The 20,883-nt window shown below is 40.3% G+C and carries 13 protein-coding genes; 6 read left to right on the top strand and 7 right to left on the bottom strand.

Annotated features, from left to right (window positions below; translation table 11 throughout):
- Positions 1-20: 20 nt before the first annotated feature.
- Positions 21-797, top strand: coding sequence for an SDR family oxidoreductase (locus LPB86_RS12880; protein WP_230644546.1), 777 nt, complete (start codon positions 21-23; stop codon positions 795-797).
- A gap of 227 nt (positions 798-1,024) precedes the next feature.
- Positions 1,025-1,831, top strand: a complete 807-nt coding sequence (locus tag LPB86_RS12875; RefSeq protein WP_230644544.1) for a phytanoyl-CoA dioxygenase family protein — start codon at positions 1,025-1,027, stop codon at positions 1,829-1,831.
- Positions 1,832-2,026: 195 nt separating this feature from the next.
- Here the strand turns inward: LPB86_RS12875 and LPB86_RS12870 are convergent, their stop codons facing one another.
- The 5 genes from LPB86_RS12870 to LPB86_RS12850 are packed head-to-tail and all read right to left on the bottom strand — an operon-like array spanning position 2,027 to position 11,068.
- On the bottom strand, positions 2,027-3,454 hold the full coding sequence (locus LPB86_RS12870; RefSeq protein ID WP_230644543.1) for an APC family permease: 1,428 nt from the start codon (positions 3,452-3,454) through the stop codon (positions 2,027-2,029).
- Positions 3,455-3,464: 10 nt separating this feature from the next.
- Entirely contained in the window at positions 3,465-4,634 is a 1,170-nt protein-coding gene (locus LPB86_RS12865) for an LLM class flavin-dependent oxidoreductase (RefSeq protein WP_230644541.1), read from the bottom strand.
- Positions 4,634-6,331, bottom strand: a complete 1,698-nt coding sequence (locus LPB86_RS12860; protein WP_230644539.1) for an amidohydrolase — start codon at positions 6,329-6,331, stop codon at positions 4,634-4,636. The genes LPB86_RS12865 and LPB86_RS12860 overlap by 1 nt, the downstream gene beginning before the upstream one ends.
- 24 nt (positions 6,332-6,355) lie before the next feature.
- Positions 6,356-7,816 carry a RagB/SusD family nutrient uptake outer membrane protein gene (locus LPB86_RS12855; RefSeq protein ID WP_230644537.1) on the bottom strand — a complete coding sequence of 487 codons (1,461 nt, stop codon included), beginning with the start codon at positions 7,814-7,816 and terminating at the stop codon, positions 6,356-6,358.
- 30 nt (positions 7,817-7,846) lie between these two features.
- Positions 7,847-11,068 carry a SusC/RagA family TonB-linked outer membrane protein gene (locus LPB86_RS12850; protein WP_230644535.1) on the bottom strand — a complete coding sequence of 1,074 codons (3,222 nt, stop codon included), beginning with the start codon at positions 11,066-11,068 and terminating at the stop codon, positions 7,847-7,849.
- A gap of 450 nt (positions 11,069-11,518) precedes the next feature.
- Here LPB86_RS12850 and LPB86_RS12845 point away from each other — a divergent pair, with 450 nt between their 5' ends.
- Positions 11,519-11,965, top strand: a complete 447-nt coding sequence (locus LPB86_RS12845) for an META domain-containing protein (protein ID WP_230644534.1) — start codon at positions 11,519-11,521, stop codon at positions 11,963-11,965.
- Here the strand turns inward: LPB86_RS12845 and LPB86_RS12840 are convergent, their stop codons facing one another.
- A complete protein-coding gene (locus tag LPB86_RS12840) occupies positions 11,966-12,994 on the bottom strand; it encodes a quinone-dependent dihydroorotate dehydrogenase (protein WP_230644532.1) in 1,029 nt (342 codons plus the stop codon).
- Between the two features lie 87 nt (positions 12,995-13,081).
- On the opposite strand from LPB86_RS12840, the gene LPB86_RS12835 reads away from it, so the two are divergent.
- Genes LPB86_RS12835 through LPB86_RS12825 form a run of 3 tightly spaced genes read left to right on the top strand, consistent with a single transcriptional unit; the run spans position 13,082 to position 19,383 of the window.
- Complete coding sequence (locus LPB86_RS12835) at positions 13,082-16,165, top strand: AsmA family protein (protein ID WP_230644530.1); 3,084 nt, start codon at positions 13,082-13,084, stop codon at positions 16,163-16,165.
- Positions 16,166-16,186: 21 nt separating this feature from the next.
- Complete coding sequence (locus tag LPB86_RS12830; protein WP_230644528.1) at positions 16,187-18,106, top strand: ABC-F family ATP-binding cassette domain-containing protein; 1,920 nt, start codon at positions 16,187-16,189, stop codon at positions 18,104-18,106.
- A 2-nt stretch (positions 18,107-18,108) separates the two neighbouring features.
- Positions 18,109-19,383, top strand: a complete 1,275-nt coding sequence (locus LPB86_RS12825) for a DUF5103 domain-containing protein (protein ID WP_230644526.1) — start codon at positions 18,109-18,111, stop codon at positions 19,381-19,383.
- Here the strand turns inward: LPB86_RS12825 and LPB86_RS12820 are convergent.
- A complete protein-coding gene (locus LPB86_RS12820) occupies positions 19,380-20,870 on the bottom strand; it encodes an alpha-amylase (RefSeq protein WP_230644524.1) in 1,491 nt (496 codons plus the stop codon). The two genes, LPB86_RS12825 and LPB86_RS12820, sit on opposite strands and share 4 nt — an antisense overlap.
- Positions 20,871-20,883: the final 13 nt, after the last annotated feature.

The raw sequence follows: 20,883 nt of genomic DNA, 5'->3' as shown, positions 1-20,883 counted from the left end.
AGTCCTTTCACAACCCCATTATGGATAAATTTGCTTTAATAACTGGTGCAAGTAAAGGCATTGGAAAAGAAATAGCCCTTTTACTGGCACATTCAGGCTACAAACTCTTACTGGTTGCACGTTCGGAGCAGGAATTAAAATCGCTGTCTATGTCAATTGAGCAACAATATGGCAATCTTCCGAGTTATTTTGTTTGCGATCTTTCTGAAACAGGATCGGCACAAAAGGTGGCTGAATGGAGCAGGAGCCAATCAGCTACCCTATCTGTATTGATCAATAATGCTGGATATGGCCTCTGGGGAAATTTTGCCGATTTAGAAATCCAGGGCCAGATGAATATGCTGAGCCTGAACATCAACGCCGTTGTAGAGCTAACACATCTTTTATTACCCCAGCTAAAAGAAACAGCACAATCTTACATATTAAATCTTTCTAGTACAGCAGCTTACCAGGCCGTCCCTTCCCTTGCTGTTTATGCAGCCAGCAAATCTTTTGTACTATCTTACAGCAGGGCACTGCGCTTCGAATTAAAAGACACTTCTGTTTCTGTAAGTTGCCTTTGCCCCGGCCCCACCAATACTGGCTTCGCCTCACGTGCAGGGCTGGATGCTTTCGCTGATCTTGCAGAGAAGTTTAACATGTCGCCGGTAGTTGTTGCAAAGGCAGGACTAAAGGGAATGTTTAATAAAAAAGCGGAAATTATACCTGGAATTTTAAATAAGCTCTCTGTATTTGGCGTAAATATTTTACCAAAATTTGCCATAGAACACATTGCAGCCAACTTATATAAGCGTTAAAAATTTATTTTAAAAAATATTTGATATATCGAATATTTACCTACATTTGTAATGTCTACCAAATTAGTAGATTTAAATAGATGATCAAAGCAACACACATATTCAATGCATCACGAATGCGAATGCCTATCTCGGCAAAGGCATGTTGTTGCTGTTGTTTTTGCTAAGGCCAAGTTTCCCGGGCAACCCTCATTTTATTTTTTTCCAATCTACTAATTTAAATTACAATGGATACTTCATATTCAAAATTCACCTTAGGTGACCATATCACAGACGAACAACGCGCATTTTTTGACAGAAATGGATTTATACATTTCAAGAACTTCATTACACCAGAAACCGTTCAGGACATCATCAATGCTTCTGCAGAAGTACAGAAAAATTGGTTAGCGAATGATAAAGTTAAGGTAAATGGAATCCCTATTAAATATGGCAAAGACCTCGATGGCCAACCCATTGTGCAGCGCTTTGCGTTTCTAAATCAGCAGCATAACTTGTTTTCAGAGCTTGCGCTAGATCCTCGTTTTGAAGTGTTGCTAAGCCTGATTGGAGAAGGGGCAAGATTAGGTACAGAAGAGAAAGATGGGATGGTTTTAAACCATTACGTAAATGGACCAGAAAGTAAGTTTACACAAATGGGCTGGCATACAGATGGTTTAAGAGATATATTTCATGGCCAAAAATTAAACCCAATGCTAAATGTGGGCATCCATTTAAGCAGTTTGAAACCTGAAAACGGAGGCCTAAGGGTTTTACCTGGCACGCACAAACAAAGTTTGTATAAAATGCTTTTTCATAAAAAGTATTTTCTTGACAACAAGGCAGATGCCAATGAAGTGGCCATTACACCAACCGCAGGTGATTTAACGATACACGATGGCAGGTTATGGCACCGTGTTGCGCAGTCGGCCGTAAGTGGCGAAGAAAGCAGAAGAAGAGTGATTTACGTACCGATTATTGCAGGTAAGTACGAGCCTAAAAATGAAAATAGCCCAACGGCATTTTATCAGCGATTTGCTGGCTTAGTTAAATAGATCGCTTATGTTAATCGCATTTATCATCACCTATCTGGTACGTACAGGAAAAATGAACTCCATAAAAGAAGCTTTAAACTGGTCGGGTGGTCCGGCACAGAAACCATAAATAAGTGGTTAAATAGATATTAGATTTTTGGTTAGGTCTATGTTTTGTTTTGAGGAAGCCGGGTTGAGGAACCCGGCTTTATTTATTTAAACAGATTTACTTTTCTTTTTAAAAGCCTCATTGATGTAAAACAGGGGAATCCCGATGGTGGCGATGATTAAACCAGGCCAGGTAAACCCAGGCTTATAAATAATCAGCAAAATGCAAAAGCTACTTCCCATTAAAATGTACAATGCGGGCAAAAAGGGATAGCCGATGGCCTTATAAGGCCGCTCTGCAGCTGGCCTTCTGACCCGAAGTAAGAATACGGCAAGTATAGTTAACACATAAAAGAGTACGGCAATGAAAGTAATCATGTCCAGCAAATCACCATACTTTCCACTCAGGCACAACAAAGACGCGACCAGACATTGAAGCCACAAAGCAAAGGCAGGTACAGCATGCTTATTTAGCTGCGCTACTTTGTTAAAAAAGAGTCCATCTTTAGCCATACTGTAATATACCCTTGCCCCCGCCAAAATTAGTCCGTTGTTACAACCAAAGGTGGCTATCATAATTAAAATAGCAATCACAATTGTACCATCTATTCCAAAAATAACTTGCGAGGCGGCTAAACCAACCCGGTCTTTTTCCGTAGCGGCAATTTCATGCAAAGGCAGTACAGCAGTAAACATTAAATTTAAAAGCACATAAATCAGCGTAACCAACACCGTCCCAATCAAAAGACTTCTCCCGATATTTCTTTTTGGATCGCGGATCTCTCCTGCTACAAATGTGACATTGTTCCAGGCTTCATAACTCATAATTGCTCCAACCAGTGCGGAAGCCAAAGCACCTGCAAGCGCAGGAAAACTAGGATAATTGGTAAATACACCCGATTTACTCAGACTCTGAAATTTCCAGTTAGACCAGTTGGCATGCCATACCTCTGTCTTTAAATGAATAAAACCAAAAATGATGAGCCCCGCAATGCTGAGAATTTTGGTAGCTGTAAAAATACTTTGAATGATTTTACCCCCTTTTACCCCTTTTGTATTGATGTATGTAATGAACACCAGCAACAAAATGGCAAAACCCTGTGCCGGCGATACGCTAAGGCTCCCAATGTTAAACAACACTAAATCTTCGCTTAGCCCGGGAACAAAATAAGCCAGAAACTTTGAGAACGACACGCCTACCGCAGCTATTGTACCTGTTTGGATAACTGCAAAAAGGCTCCAGCCATATACAAATGCAACAAGTGGATTGTAGGCTTCCTTTAAATATATGTACTGTCCTCCAGCTCTAGGGAACATGGCACTCAACTCTCCATAGCTTAAAGCCGCAATTAAAGTCATAACGCCACCAATTACCCAGACTGCAATAAACCAGAAAGGTGAGCCCGTATGTCGTGTAATGTCTGCACCGACAATAAATATTCCAGATCCGATCATACTCCCAACCACTAAAAATATGGCATCCAGTAATCCGATTTCTCTTTTAAGGCTATTTTTCCCATTTGGTATCTCTGTCATATGCTCATTTCTAGGTTAAATCTGCTGTTGTATATGGCGTAACCGGAGTGTTTTTCGGAATCCGGCCCTGCACTTCTGATAAGGAAACATTAGGCAAATGCGGCAGCACAAGTCTTGAAAAATACGCTGCTTCCTGCTGCAAAGGAAATCCGGAAAAGATAAATGCCCGAAACCCCATATCCATGTAGCGGTTAATTTTTTCGATAATTTGCTCCGGACTGCCTACCAGTCCGCCACCGCAACCAGAAAATACCTTTCCAATATCTGTCCATAGCAAATGCTCTATGTAACCGTCTTCGTCAGCTTCTTTTCTAAGCTCGTCCTGACGCAATACCCCCAATGACCTGGAATCTTCTCCGCGGCTTCTGATTTCCAAAGCCTTTTTTTCATCTAATTTAGAAGTCAGCTTTTTAGCGTAGGCTCTAGCTTCCGCTTCAGTTTCTCTCACCACCACATGAATACGAAGGCCAAAATCGATCTTGCGCCCATACGCAGCAGCCCTGGCAGTCATATCCTGAATGGTGGCGTATAAACTTTCTTCCCGCTCTGGCCAGGTTAAGAACACATCACAATGCCGGGCACATACATCTCTTGATCCATCAGAGGTTCCGCCAAAGTAAAGCAATGGTCCTCCATTCTGTTGATAGGTTTTTGCAGGGTCGGAAGGAAGATCCAAATCATAAATCTCTCCTTTATACTTAATCCGGTCTGCTGTCCAGGCCTGCTTTAAAATCTCAATAGTTTCTATACACCGCTGATAGCGCAATTCGGGTTTTTCCCGCAGCCCTGGCAAATCAGAATTGATAATGTTAATGGCAAATCGCCCCTGAAGTTGATGATCTATGTTGGCAAGTGCCCTGGCCAGTGTTGGTGGATGGATCTCTCCAGTACGGATAGCTGCCAGCAATTTAATCTTTTTGGTAAAAGGGGCAATTGCAGCGGCAAAGGTGATGGCTTCCTGGCCAACTGTATAGGCCGTTGGCAGCAGGATATTTTTAAATCCTGAAGCTTCTGCCTGCAGGGCAATCTCTTTACAATGCTCAAAACTGCTGCGACGGGTATGATCTAAAATGCCTAAATATTCAGTATCGCCGCCAATCACATCGTCAAACCAACCAATCTCTGCAAGACGATCTACTGTACGTACAGCCGCCGTTTCCCATTTCTTTTTTTCTCCCATTATTGCTTTTTATATATCGTCTTACCTTCTTTAATTGTCTCTAACACTACTAAATCTTTGATTTTTGAAGGATCAACCGTAGTGAGGTCACCGGATAAAATGGCAAAATCTGCTAGCTTTCCTTTTTCAATTGAGCCCTTCGATTGCTCTTCCTGGTATTCATAAGCGCCATTAATAGTGATGGCACGTAAGCCTTCTAGTGGAGTTAGCCGTTCATCAGCACCAATGGTCTTGCCCGAACGCGATTCACGAACGACAGAAGTCCACAACAAGAAAATCTGATTTATTGGCGTTACCGGATAATCTGTATGATTGGTAGCAACTACTCCTTTTTTTATAGCTGTTTTAAGCGGGCTTAAGAAATTTGCACGCTCCGGACCTAAATTCCGGGTATGTACATCACCCCAGAAATAAGCGTGGTTACTAAACATAGCGGCGATAATCCCCAGCTTCTTATAGCTGTCTAATTGATCTGCCCTTACAAACTGCGAATGAATGGTTACCGGACGCCGGCCATTACTGTTTGTATTTAAGTCATGATTAGCTGTTTCAATCGCTTTCAAATACATGTCAATAGTGGCGTCACCATTACAGTGCACAAAAGGCCTGATGTTATTTTTAAACGCCTTTTGGATGGCATCGTTAAATTGTTGCTGGTTGATATTGGGAAAGCCGGTACATTCATCATGGTTACAGCCAGGTACCTCTACCAGGTAAGATTTGCTAAAAAAAGCCGTTTTACCTTGGGGTGACCCATCAGCAACAAGTTTAGTTCCGGCAAGTTTTAGGTGGTTCTCTAAAACGCCAAATTTGTAGGCCGGATCTGCAATAACCTTGTCCAGTGTTGGGTACCCAGGTAAAACTTCTATATCAATAAATAATGCTTTTTTATCTGCTGCTTTCTTTAGCAGGCTTAACGATTCAAAACTAGTATAGCCATCCTGTGCCGTAGTGATACCATTGCTGGCATAGTACAACTGTTTTTCCTTCAAATCTTTTAATTGCTCTTCAAAAGTTGCCGCAGGTTTTGCAGGACGTTTTAACAACCTTGTTGCACCTTCCTGCAATAAGCCTGTAGGTTCATTATTTCCCTTTTGCCTTTCAATAGCACCCCCTGCAGGATTCTCTGTTTTCGCGGTAATGCCAGAAACCTTCAAAGCATAGGAATTGGATACAGACATGTGCCCATTGATATTGGTAATGGTAACCGGATTATTTGGAAAGGCTGCATCCAGATCTTCCTTTCGCGGATGTCTTTTTTCTTCCAGCTGGTCCTGATCGTAGCCATAAGCATCAATCCATTCCCCCGCAGGAATTTTCTTTTCCCGCTGAAAAGCCTGGATCCTGGCTACCAGCTCAGCAATGTTTTTAACCTCGCCCATTGGAGGAGAGCCCACATTGACAAGCGCTGACCTGCTTAGCCCCATGAAATGGCTATGCCCGTCTATAAATCCCGGAACAAGCGTTTTCCCTTTCAAATCGACGATGGTGGCATCAGCACCTTTAACCTTTTCAACTTCTTTTAGCGTACCTACGGCAATGATTTTACCGTCTTTTACGGCCACTGCCTCTGCAATGGTGTTGGCAGCATCTACCGTAATAATTTTACCGTTGGTATAAATAGTTTGTGCCTTACCATTTACCGCAAGCGCAAAAAGAAAGCACGAGAGCAGGCTTATTTTTTTTAGTGGTTTCATATCAATATTTTAGGGTTCAAAAATTTATCTCGGTGCAAGTTTATTATAGGCCAGTTCTCCGCTTGGCACCGGCCAAACATAGTTTGCTGCAGTAGGTAATATTTGCGGTGCTGTTCCTGCATTTCCACTTTTAGCGGGCAGGGCAAGATTTCTCCTAAAAAGATCGGGTGTCCTGAATCCCTCTCCAAGCAATTCAATTCTGCGTTCGTTGTAAATTGTTTGCAGCAACTCATCCTTAAGGGTTACCCCTGTGGTATATATAAAAGTTGGGTTAGACCTGTTTCTGACAGCACTCAATAGCGTTAAAGCTTTTGCTGGCTGGTCCTTTTGAGCTGCAGCCTCTGCATAGTTCAGCAATACCTCTGCATAACGGATCAAGGGAACATAATCAAGATGAGGGGCAGAATTCTTAGAAAATTTGCGCAACAATTGCTGGCCAACAGCATTGGTTTGGACCAGCGCCTTGCGCTGATCTACAGAAGTTGTTGAAAATACAGGATCTGCAATTATGCCCCCACTTGTATTCAGGTACAAAACCGGAGATAAGTAATTATAGGCCAATGCACTTTGTTGTCCGGGTGCCTCTGCTGCAATTACAAATGGAATGGTAAATATGGCCTCTGAACCAGTATAAGTACCATTAAAAAGCTTTGTTAAATCTGGTTCAAGGCTATGGGTAACCGTTCCCGAACTGTATTGATAAGGCGCAAGGGCGGGAACTAGTTTAGCGGCTTCAACGATGACCTGATCAAAATCAGACTTTACCAGGTAAACCCTGGTCTTTAGGGCGATTGCTGTTGCCTTATGTGCCCTGGAAACATTTAACAATGCTGTTCCATATGATCCGGGCAGGTCTGCTTCTGCCTCATTTAAATCTTTTAGGATCTGGGTATAAACCTGTGCTACCGTACTAAAAACGAAATCATTATTTCCTCCAGCGGTTTCGCCGGTTAACCGTAAGGGCAAAGCCAAACTACTGCTATTTTGGTTAAAAGGTCTGGCATAAGTTTGTACAAGGGCGAAGTAACTAAAAGCCCGGATAAATTTGGCCTCTGCGATATAGTTTTTCTTTACCGCATCAGAAACTACAGTAGAAGTGTTTAGCCTATCAATTAAGATATTAGCAGAATTAATACTTCGGTATCCAGCGTTCCAAACGGCATTTACAAAATCTCCGGAGGCAGAAATGGTTTGGTTCCAAACGTTTGCACCTGTGGAGTTATTGCCATCGTTTTGACTAAACTCATTCCCCCTCTGCTCGTTAAAGATGATATTTCTGCCGCCAAAATAACTTGCATCGCTCAATTGCCCGTATAAAGCATTTACTTGTGCCGTAATTTTTGCCGGAGTGCTGTAGGCATCATCTCCCGAAATACTGGTTAGCGGCGAAACTTCTAAGGCTTCTTTTTGGCAGGAAACCTGGAGGACAACAATGCCCAAAACGGCCAGTATCTTAATAAATGAAGTAAGTATTGTAAATTTCATGATATTCATGCTATGAATTAAACAGTATGATTAAAAAGACAGGTTTAAACCAATTGTAAAGGCCCGTGCATTTACCGGCACATTTTGGTCTTTACCAGAGTTAATTGAATTTCCGTTGATAGAAATTTCGGGATCAGATCCTGTATAACTGGTAATAGTCCATAAGTTAGATGCCTGCCCATAGATTCTGGCTGACGAGATATATTGGCCTATCCCCTCTTTTGGCAGTGTAAGCCTATAACCGATACTGATGTTTTTGAGTTTTACATAATCACCCTTTTCTACATTTGAGCTGTTTGATGAAGAGAACCCTCCGGTAAAGCTATCGCCCCAAACCAATTTAGGGATGTCTGTAACTTGTCCGGGGCTGGTCCAACGATCAAGAATAAAAGTGCCATTGTTAAAATAACGCTGGTCTGAAATAGTAGACCTTGTACCATTGTATAATTTGTTGCCTCCAGAAAAAGTGATACCAAGGGTGAAATCAAAGCCTTTATAAGAGAAGTAATTATTTAAACCACCATAATAAGTAGGTAACGAAGGTCCTTGTATTCTACCATCTGCATAATTATCGATAATTGGTGCTGATGAGCCGTCCAGGTAACTGAAACTCTTATTAACGGCATTGTACTGTACCCGCTCATTGTTTTTATTAATGTAAATTTTATTTCCATTAGACGGATTGACCCCATCTGCAGGGACTGCAAAAATAGAGCCCACAGAATAGCCCACCCGGGTTACATTTTGAATTCCAAAAGTGCTGAGGGAACTTGGATAGATATCACCACCCTGCCCCAACGACGTCACTTTATTTTGAAGCGTTGAGATATTAAAATCTGCCGTCCATTTAAAACCTTCTGTACTTAGTACATGTGCATTAATGCCAAATTCGAAGCCCTTATTGTATAATGAGCCAACATTGGCGATGATAGAATTTCCTGGAATACCCTGTGAAGCAGATTGTGGGGCGCTTAAAATTAAACCGTCGATATCATTTTTGTAGTAATCTGCGGTAATATTAATGCGGCTATCAAACAGGGAGAATTCCAAACCATAATCCAGTTTTTTGCTTGATTCCCATTGAAGAGCAGAATTACCTGCCTGGGTAAAATTGAGTGTTGGCGTACCAGCATAGGTACCAGAACCGTATTGGGTTAAGGAAGCAAAATCGTCCAGGCTACTGTTTCCAACAACTCCATAACTTAAGCGTAATTTTAGGGCATTAACAGTTTTAGCTAAAGACAGTTGCTTATAGAAAGCTTCTTCTGATACGTTCCAGCCCACAGATCCGCCACCAAAATTGCCCCATTTGTTTCCAGACGCAAGTGCCGACAAGCCATCACGCCTGTAATTTAAACTGAGCAGATACCTCCGCTTATAATCGTAATTGAAATTACTAAAATAAGACAGGATCGCGTTTTCAGTCTGTATGTTTCCTGAAGGTACAATATTGGTAAAGCCACCCTGATAACTTGTAAAAAACGGATCAGATAAACCTGTTCTGGTGGCGCCCCATCCATTGATTTTTGTATTGATAATCTCATGTCCCAGTAGGACCTTAAAGTTGTGGTTTTCTAAAATAGATGTTGCCCAGGTAAGCGTATTTGTCCAGTTAGAACGTACATACTTAGTGATGTTGTTTGCCGCAGATCCATTTGTAGAAAAGCCATCACCACTAAGCGGACTTCTGAAAGAAAGATTTTCTACATTTAAATTGTTAAGGCCGTAAAGGGTTTTAAACTTTAAGTTATCCAGCAATGAGATTTCACCGAAAACACTTCCAATAAATGTATTGCTCTCTGAGGTATTTTTGTCCAGATCTAAAATAGTTTGCAGGTTATAAGCATTAAAAACACCCAGGGCAGAACTGTTTGGCCCATAACCTATGTTTCCATTTGCAGTATTAATGTTGTAAGATCCGTCGGGATTATACACGTTTACATTAGGGGGCAAAATGTAGGTTAGCCTTCCAAGAGGCTGCAGCCCGATGTATTGGGTATTGACGCTATTGCCGGAAGAGGAGGTGATAGAATTTGGTCCCGTTGCGCCACTGTTTGGACCACTGTTTAAAGAATTGTTATAAGCAGCGTTAGTTCCAACAATGATAAATTTATTGATATGGTGTTCCAGGTTAAGCCTGATACCCTTTCTTTGAAATGAATTTGTCCTGATGATTCCGTTCTGATCCGTATAATTTAAACCCAAAAAATAGTTGGTCAATTCTGTAGCACCAGAAATGCTTAGGTTGTGGTTTTGCGAAACTGCAGTATGGTAAGCAACATCATACCAGTTCGTTTCTACGTTACTGCCATCGGCATTTTTACCAAGTACAAATCCAGGACTCAAACCCGCATTTACACGGGCTTCATTCTTTATGGCTACGTATTGTTCCGCATTTAAAAGCTTTGGTAAATTGTAAGGGCTATTGAAGCTGGCCCAGCCGCCATATTCTACCTTAACTGCTCCTCGTTTTCCCTTTTTTGTAGTAATAATGACCACGCCATTGGCCGCCCGGGAGCCATAAATTGCTGTAGCCGAAGCATCTTTTAAAACATCTATCGTTTCAATATCTGCAGGATTGATATCCGATAATGGGTTATTGCCAATAGCATCGCCACCAGAACCCGTAAAAACAGTTACCCCATCTACAATAAACAATGGATAAACAGAAGATGTGATGGAATTGATACCTCGAATCCGGAATACCGGAGTGCTGTTTAAAGCGCCAGAGGGCTGTACAATGTTTAAACCAGCAGACTGGCCACTCAACAACTGATCGAAACTTTGAGCGGGACGGTTGTCCAGTACAGTAGATTTGATTTGCGATGCTGAACCGGTATAGATTTGTCTGCTCTGGCTGGAATACCCGGTAATAACTACATCGTTCATTTGTCTTACATCCGGCTGAAGCAGAATTTCTACCGGAGAATTATTTACGGTTACACGTTGCTTGCTGTAACCGATATAACTGACAATTAGAACCGCGGGTAATTTTTGCCCCGTAACAAATTTAAACTTGCCGTTGTCATCTGTTAATACGTTATGGGTAACTCCTTCAAGCTGTACTACTGCACGCGGTAAGGGTTCTTTGGTTTGGGCATCCAGCACTGTTCCGCTAATATTTGCATTAATTAACGGAGTCTGGGCATCTGCATGGAAAGAAATGAAGAGCAGTACGAATCCTACAGAGAACGATTTTTTGAAAAAAGCCCAGGTAGAAAACGCACGTTTGAAATGTGCATTGTTTTGCATAAATTTACAAGAGTTAAAGATGAATGAAGACAGGTGTCAACGCCAATCGAGCCTGTCTCTTTTATTGAATTTTGAAGGGAGATTACTTAGTTGTACTCCCTTTTTTAGTTAGCGCATACAGCTGCCGCAACAATGGGGAATTGTAGACAAAAGGTGGCTGGCTGCATATAAACTGTTAGCGTAATTGTGAGTAAAGGTTGTTTCCATATCTAATTATTTGACGGGGTAAATATATTAGAATAAATATAGTCTACCAAATTAATAGACTTAATTTAGTAAATAATCTATTGAATAAGTATACTTTCACTATTGCAGTAAATTAGTGGCAATTGGTGCAATGATCCGAATGGCAAAGTATTTGCTGTAAAACTAATGTTAAACCACATATTTACATCTCGAGAACAGATGAAATCTGTGATCGCTTTAACACATTAAAACCAAAATATACAGATGAAACTAACCCTAAAAGGATCAATAGCAATCATAATTTTATTTCTATTTTCAAATTGTAGTGTAAAGCGCAAAGCTGCTGATTTACCTAAAGAGCATGCTAATTTAACGGGGACATACTGGAAACTGGTAGAAGTAGCTGGCCAACCAATTGGCAGTGTAAATAATAAGGAACCACACATTCAGCTAAATGATGAACTCAAAAGACTAACCGGGAGTGGTGGTTGCAATAATTTATCTGGCCCCTATGTTTTAAAAGAGCCGGGCAGGATTTCTTTTTCACAAATTATATCTACAAAAATGGCTTGTAATGGCATGGAAACTGAAAACGCCATGCTTGATGCTTTGACACATACAGATAGTTTTGCCATAAAAGGTGATACCTTAAATTTATTTAGAGCAAGAATGGCGCCGCTTGCCCGCTTTATAGCTGTACACCAAAAGTAATTATAGCAAAGCTTTACAAATCCTTTTTACAATTCCAGGCCCTTCATAAATAAAACCTGTATATAGCTGAACCAAAGCTGCCCCGGCTGCTATTTTTTCTTTGGCATCTTCAGGAGAATGAATGCCCCCTACCCCAATAATTGGAAAGGCCCTGCCAGATTTTTCAGCAAGATAACGGATCACTTCTGTTGATCTTTTTGTTAAAGGTTTACCGCTTAAGCCGCCTGCTTCTTTAACTTGCGGCCCTGTACTGTATAAGCCAGTTCTATCTATAGTTGTATTGGTAGCGATAACACCGGCAATGCCTGTTTCTTTTACAATCGCTATAATATCATCCAGTTGTTCATTCGTCAAATCCGGCGCTATTTTAAGTAAAATAGGGCGCTGAACCGTATTGAGCAAGTTACGTTCTTGTAATTTATTTAAAAGTTGTTTTAAGGGTTCTTTTTCCTGAAGTTCACGTAGTCCAGGTGTATTTGGCGAACTTACATTGACTACAAAATAGTCTACAACCTCATGCAGGCGGTCAAAACATTTGATATAATCGTTTACAGCTTCTTCATTCGGTGTATTCTTATTCTTACCTATGTTTCCACCCACCACAATTTCAGGAGCCTTTTGCTTTAAGAGACGCAGGCGTTCTGCCAGCGTATCTACACCTTTATTGTTAAATCCCATCCTGTTAATTAAGGCAGCATCTGCAGGAAGCCTAAACATTCTAGGCAAGTCATTTCCCGGTTGCGGCAATGGAGTTACCGTACCTACTTCTATAAAACCGAAGCCCAGATTACTTAGGGCTTCAATATATTCTCCATTTTTGTCAAAGCCGGCAGCAAGTCCTACTGGATTTCTAAATTTAATCCCAAAAACCTCACGCTCCAGTCCTTTAACATTAATATCAAAACTACTGCGAAGAATTGCTTTACCCAGCGGAAAATGATCGTTAAACCACTTGAGGTTTTTAACAACAAAATGATGGACTTTCTCAGGATCAGCCTGGAAGAACAGGGGTTTCATTAAACGGTACATACAGCGAAGATAGGAACGATTTTATTATTTTGATCATCATTTAAAAATCTATATTTGTGTTTAAACATCTAATAAGTCATTAGCATCTTGAAAAAATTCGTCAAAATACTGCTTATAAGCATCATTGCCATATTTGCGTTTCTTTTTATTATCCCATATCTTATCCCTTCTACAATATCCTATCAAATTACACAAGTCATCAACAAAAATATTAAGGGGGAAGTAAAGTTTAAAAATGTAAGCTTATCTTTCTTTAGCCACTTCCCTTCGCTAACGTTAAACCTGGATAGTTTTGTACTTAAGGGTGCTGCACCATTTGAAAAAGACACCTTAATTTCAACTAAAAAACTTTCTTTGGGTATTAACCTGCTGTCGTTATTAGGCAATCAGGTTAAGGTAGATGAATTTTACCTGGACGAGGCCAATATTAATGTCCTGGTAGATGAACAGGGACGTGCAAATTACAATGTGTATGAAAGCAAAGCACCAACCGCAACTAGCAATGATACTTCAAATACCGCAATAAAAATTGAGGGGATTTTTATACAGCATAGCAACCTAACTTACAATGACAAGTCCATGCCGATGCTGCTGCGGAGTAAAAACCTAAATTATACCGGTAAAGGTGATTTTAGCAAGGCCATTTTTGACCTTAAAAGTAAGCTCTCTATTGGAGCTATGGACCTTTATTATGCAAATACGCCTTATCTGTTAAATAAAAAACTAGATGCAAAACTGATTACAAAAGTGAATACAAATTCACTTGATTTGGTTTTTGACGACAATAATTTAGTCATTAATTCATTGCCCATTCGCTTTGTAGGTCGCTTTTCTTTCATCAAAGATGGTTATGACATGGATTTTAAAACCGACGCTAAAGAAACTGACCTGCAAAACATATTTACAGCTTTACCCGCAGAAATTGCCGACCGTTTAAAGAAGACTAAAATTAAAGGCTACGCCGAAATTAATGCTGCATTGAAAGGCCAGTACATTGCTAAAACCAATACCATGCCCAATCTTACCTTTAACATGAAAGTAAGAGATGGCTCTATTTCAAATCCAAATGCTCCTGAACCCATCAGTAATCTGTTTTTGAACCTGCAAACCAAATTGCCGGGTTTAAATCCAGATAGTTTATATTTTAATATGGATAGCCTTTACTTTAATATCGGTAAAGATTTTGTGGCTTCTGTAACCAAAATTAAGGGATTAAAAGAACCTGAAATTTATACCAATACGCGGGCCGATATTGACCTTGAAAAATGGGCGAAAGTAGTTAATATGGACAGCCTGCAGCTGAAAGGCCGTTTTCTACTTCATCTTTCTGCAAACGGAAAGTACAGTAAAAACGTTGTAAAAAGCGGTTTGAGAAAGGTAGACACGGTAATTGCAACGATACCTGTCTTCTCGCTATCCTCTACCTTAAAAAATGGCTATTTCAAATTTGCCGCACTGCCGGCAGCTGTAGACAAGATTAATTTTGCGATCAAGGGTTCAAACACTGACGGGAACTACAAAAACACCAGTCTAATAATGCGAGACATTGACATTGTTTCGATGCGAAATTTCCTTAAGGGGCACCTGGTCCTCCACACTAGTAATCACACACCGCTTGACGTGCAATTGAAAGCAGCCCTAAATTTTGCAGATGTAAAAAACATTTATCCTATAAAGGGACTGGAATTAAGCGGCATCATGAACTTAGCTATACAGAGTAAGGGGCCATATGATAAAACTAAAAAGTTATTTCCTGTTACCCAGGCAACGGTAAAACTTAGCGAAGGGAGAATTAAAACACCTTATTTTAATGAAGCGCTGGAACACATCCAGATTGACGCTCATCTCGTAAACCGGGACGCCACATTGAAAAACACCGGATTAAACATTAAACCCATATCCTTTACTATGGCCGGGCAATCATTTTTACTAAAAGCAGATGTAAACAATTTTGAAAACATTGCCTATCATGTAAGCTCAAAAGGCACCATTGATGTAGGAAAAATGTACAAGTTTTTTGCCGTAAAAGGCTACCAGGTAAACGGCCTGATTATGGCTGATGTTGATTTTAAAGGGCTGCAAAGTGATGTTTTGAAACAGCGTTACAGCAAGCTGAATAATAGCGGAAAAATGAGCATCCAAAATCTTAACCTGCAGTCAGACCTCTTCCCTAAATCTTTTCTGATTAAGAATGGTATATTCTCTTTTGTTCAGGACAAAATGAATTTTGAGGAGTTTAAGGCTACATATGGATCTTCTGATTTTAAATTGAATGGTGCTTTACGTAATGTGATTAACTATGCACTCAATGATAAAGCTAAACTTACCGGGACATTTAAATTGGAAAGTGATAAAATTGCGGCTGATGAATTTATGGTGTATGCTGCTACAGATCAAGACAATTCAACCGCGACAACGAGCAACAGCGGCGTAATTTTAATACCAGACAACCTCAATGTAACGCTGCACGCTAATGCAGCTCATATTTTATACAATGGTCTGGACATCAGAAATGGACAAGGATCAATGGTGGTCAATAAGGGCATACTTTCGCTCAAAAAAACGAGTTTTAATCTTGCCGGGGCAAAAGTAGCTATGGACGCCAGCTACCAGAGCATTAATCCGCAAAAAGCAGACTTTGATTTTAAAGTTTTGGCAAAGGAGTTTGACATTGCACGTGCCTATAAAGAAGTTCCTTTATTTAGGGAAATGGCCACCTCTGCGTCAAAAGTAAAAGGCATAGTTGGCCTGGACTACCAGATGGCGGGAAAACTGGATGGAGAAATGTCGCCAGTACTACCGTCGTTAAAAGGGGGCGGTGTACTTTCATTAAAAAAAGTGAGCTTAATGGGCTTTAAAATGATGAATGCCCTAAGCAAGGCAACCAAACGGGACAGCTTAAATAACCCTGATCTTTCTGATGTACAAATTAAATCGACCTTAAAAAATAACATCCTGACTATCGAGCAGACCAAACTTCGTATTGCAGGTTTCAGGCCCCGCTTTGAAGGCCAGGTGAGTTTAACTGGCAAGCTAAACCTTAAAGGCAGACTGGGCCTGCCTCCTTTTGGTATATTGGGTATTCCATTGAGCATTACAGGCACTCAGGAAAAACCTATTGTAAAGCTAAAGCGAAATAAAGAAGGAAAACTGGAAGAAACTGCGCCTTAAAAACCGTATTTTTGCAGCAACATGATTTCAATAAACGACTTAACTTTCCTGATTGGTTCCAGGGCATTATATGATGAGGCAGACTGGCACATTAAGCCAGGCGATAGAGTTGGGCTAATTGGCGCCAACGGAACAGGTAAATCTACACTATTAAAAATAATTGTTGGCGAGTATAGTCCCTCTTCGGGTTCTATATCTATGTCAAAGGATTTAAAGATTGGTTACCTGAACCAGGATTTACTTTCTTACGACTCACATCATAGCATTTTACACGTTGCAATGGAGGCTTTTGAGCGCCAAAACCAACTGCATGATGAAATTGAAATTCTTCTTAAAAAAATTGAAACCGATTATAGCGAAGAGGTTTTATATAAATTGAGTGATAAACAGCAGGAATTTGAAGCATTAGACGGCTACAGTATTGAGTACCGTGCAAATGAAATTCTTGCGGGTTTAGGTTTTAGTACCCAAGATCAGCACCGTCCTTTGAATACCTTTTCCGGAGGCTGGAGAATGCGGGTAATGCTGGCTAAAATCCTTTTACAAACTCCCGATATCCTACTACTGGATGAGCCGACCAACCACATGGACTTACCTTCCATTAAATGGCTGGAGACTTATTTAATGAGTTTTGAAGGTGCCATCGTCATTGTATCTCACGATAGATACTTCCTGGATAAGGTGGTAAACAAAATTGTTGAGTCCCGTAAAGGAAAACTGACCCCTTACTCTGGTAACTATACATTTTACCTGGAAGAAAAATCTCTGAGAGGAGAAATTCAAAAAGGTGAATTTAAAAATCAGCAGGCTAAAATTAAACAAGAAGAGCGTTTAATTGAACGTTTCAAAGCTAAAGCTTCTAAAGCTAAAATGGCACAGTCCAGAATGAAAGCACTGGATAAACTGGAACGTGTAGAAGATGTTGATGATGACAATCCTACTGTTAACTTTAAATTTAAGTTTTCTAAACCCTCAGGGCGTCACGTTATTAAAATTGAGAACGCCAATAAAAGCTATCCTAATATCCATATTCTGGAAAATGCAGATGGTTTGATAGAAAAGGGGGATAAAATTGCCTTAATTGGCGCCAATGGTAAGGGTAAATCCACCTTATTGCGGATTATAGCCGGTGCGGAAGGCTTTGACGGCATTTGCGAAACCGGCCATAATGTAACAACTACCTTTTTTGCACAGCATCAGCTGGAATCCCTTCACCTGGAAAACACCATCCTGGAAGAACTGCAGGCATTTGCACCTAAACATTCAGACACTGAACTGAGAGGGATTTTAGGTTGTTTTCTTTTTACCGGCGATGATGTATTTAAAAAAATCAGGGTGCTCTCAGGAGGTGAAAAGTCCAGGGTTGCTTTGGCAAAATCACTTACAACAGACTCTAACTTCCTGATCCTAGATGAACCTACCAACCACCTTGACATACAGTCTGTAAATATATTGATCCAGGCACTTACACAGTATGAAGGTACTTTTATTGCTGTATCTCACGATAGGTACTTTTTAGACAATGTAGCCAACAAAATCTGGTTTATTGAAGACAAGGATATTAAAGAATATCCGGGTACTTACGCCGAGTATGAAGAATGGAACAGCAAAAGAATTGCTGCTGCGCCTACCAGCATACCGGTTAAGGCTGATAAAAGTAAAGATGAAAAGCCTAAACCCGCAGCAGAGAAACCGGCCACTGCAAATAGTCAGCAGCAGTTGAAGAAATTAAACGACCAATTGCAAAAAACAGAAAAAGAAATTGCAGATCTTGAAAACCATGTTAAAGCAGTAGAAGCCGAACTTGCAATTGTTTTTAGTGACCAAAGCAAGCTGACAGAAGTGAACAAAAAGTACCAATCGGTAAAGAACCTTCTGGATGCCACGCAACGCATTTGGGAAGATCTGGCTTCTGAAATTATGGAATTAGAGGGAAAATAACTATGAAAACGGCAGGATTGCTTTTTTTGTTGACTTTACTTAGCCTGGCTTTTAACAAAGCTACTGCACAACAGGGTTTTGTGTATGATAACCAAATTTATCTTGCTCAAATACAAACTGTACAGTGTTATAATTCACAAAAAGAGCAATCCATGCCCGTCATCACTTTAAAATCTGCCGAACAGATTAAGTTTTCTTTTGATGATTTGAATGGTGGCAGCAAAAATTATTGGTACACAGTGGAGCATTGTACTTCCGACTGGAAGTCATCTCGTTTATCCCCTCTTGATTATTTAGAGGGTATGACAGACGATCGTATTGTGGATTACCAATACTCTTCTAATACACTTCAAAAATATACCCACTATGCACTTAGCTTGCCTAACGATCAGCTTAAGATTAAGATCTCGGGCAACTACTTATTAAAGGTTTACCTGGACGGCAACCTAAAAAAACCTGTAGTATCTCAGCGTTTTTATGTGGTTGAAAATACCGTTACCATTGGCGCAGAAGTTGTCCCCAGCAATCAGGTACCGGATAGAAATCTGAATCAGAAAATTAATTTTTCTATTTTCCATCCCAACCCTATACAAAACCCATACACTGATATTAAGGCTATTGTGATGCAAAACGGCATTCCGCAGACAGCCATTACCAACACCAGACCATCTTTTATTAAGCCAGGCACTTTAGTGTACAATGATTTAAACACAAATGATTTTCGTGCCGGAAATCAGTTTAGAAAGTTTGACACGCGTAGCTTTCGTTACAAGGCTCAAAATGTTCAGAATATTATCATGGACAGTACTGTAAACGTAATCCTGTTTAATGACATTAGCGGAAACTCAGGAAAATACACCAGCCAATTTGATGAGAATGGAAACTTTTTTATCCGTAATCAGGACGGCAGGGATAACGATACAGAAAGCGATTATGCCCATGTGCTGTTTACATTGGGTGCTAACGCACCAGGAGCAGATGGGGATGTATATGTTGTTGGCCGGTTTAACAATTATAACTTAACCGAAAGCAATAAATTAAATTGGCAACCTTCTAAAAAGCGATTTTACGGAAACTTATTGTTAAAACAAGGTGTATATGATTACAAATACGTTTGGAGAGACAATAAAACAGGAAAAATTGACGATACCGCACTGGAAGGTTCCTTTTTTGAAACTGAAAACGCCTACCAGATTTTCGTTTATTTCCGTAAACCTGGTAGCCGATGGGATGAGCTAATTGGCTATACCAATATAGGCACCTTAGTTCGCAATTAGTCTTTTTTTCTAATCCATACAGATACACTTCCGGGATTGCAATAAAATTCTGCGCGCCCTTCTTCATCTATGGTGATCTCTGATTCGTGACCGCCAACCACATCCACAAAAACTTTTCCGGCATGTCCTTTACCCACTTCCATATTTTTATTCCCGGCTTCTCCGTTACTCATTACTACTGCTAAGCCAGAATCCTGATGTTCTTCATCCCCGGTTCTTGTCCAGCCAATACAATTTGGATGATCAAGATAATCGGTTTGAATTCCATATGCGAGATCTCTCCTGATGGTACTCATTAACTCCAGTTTATCAAGATATACCAATTCTACATCAACCGGATTGCCATCTGCAGTTGTATCTACATATTTAGCCCCGTATAAATCGGAATAAAATAGACAAGGAATGCCTTGTTCGCGAAAAAGGATTAACGCATAAGCCAGGGGCCTGAACCAAAAGTCAACATATGCCTCAAGGGATTGCAAAGGTTGTGAGTCGTGATTATCTACAAAGGTAATGGCTAAATGAGGATGAGATTCAATCAGCGTATTTTCAAGAATTTTACTCAGATCATAATCAGATCCTTGTAAGGCAGCCTGATAGAAATTGTGATGTAACATCGAATCAAACAGCTGCATCCGGCCTTCGGTCTGGTCTACATAACGCCTTAAATTTTCAATGTCATTCAATTCCCAATTTTCACCGATCACAAAGAAATCCTTATCGAAATGACCACGCATATGGTCTATCCATTCATTTAGAAATGCAGGATCAATATGCTTTACGGCGTCCATCCTAAAGCCCGCCATTCCGCAGGTTTCAAAATACCACTCCCCCCATCTCTTCAGTTCCTCACGTACGGCCTCATTTCTAAATTCTATGTCATTAAACATCAGGTAATCATAGTTACCCATTTCCTGTGAGGGAACTTCTTCAAAACCCTCTCCATATTCATTTTGAATAGAAAACACCGCTGTCTCCTGCAAATCCTCTGCCCAGTCAATGCCGCTAAAACAACTCTTGTCCCATATAAAAGTAGAATACTTACCATTCCTTCCAGGAAAGGTAAATTTAGTCCAGGCTTTTATGGTAAATTCATCTGAGGTATATTCAAGACGATTATCCGGATTTACACGTTTTACATGCACTTCCTCCAGTTCATCCCCTCCTGCTTTGTGATTAAATACCACATCTGCCAATACAGCTACTTCATTTTCCTGAAGTACCTTTATGGCATTGACGTAATCATCTTTAGTCCCATATTTTGTAGGCACAGTTCCTTTTTGATCAAACTCGCCCAGGTCATATAAATCGTAACAATCGTATCCGGTACTGTTATCTCCCTCAGTAGATTTATATGCAGGAGGCAACCAAACGCCCGTAATACCAATTTCTTTTAAGTGTGCAGCCTCTTTAGCTGCCTTTTTCCATAATTTTTCTTCGTCGTTATAATACCAGTGGAAAAACTGAAGCAGAGTTTGATTGATCATAGGCTATATAACG

Origin of the sequence: Pedobacter sp. MC2016-14, from assembly GCF_020991475.1 — a bacterium.
GTDB lineage: Bacteria > Bacteroidota > Bacteroidia > Sphingobacteriales > Sphingobacteriaceae > Pedobacter.
This window is presented reverse-complemented; position numbering and strand designations above follow the sequence as displayed.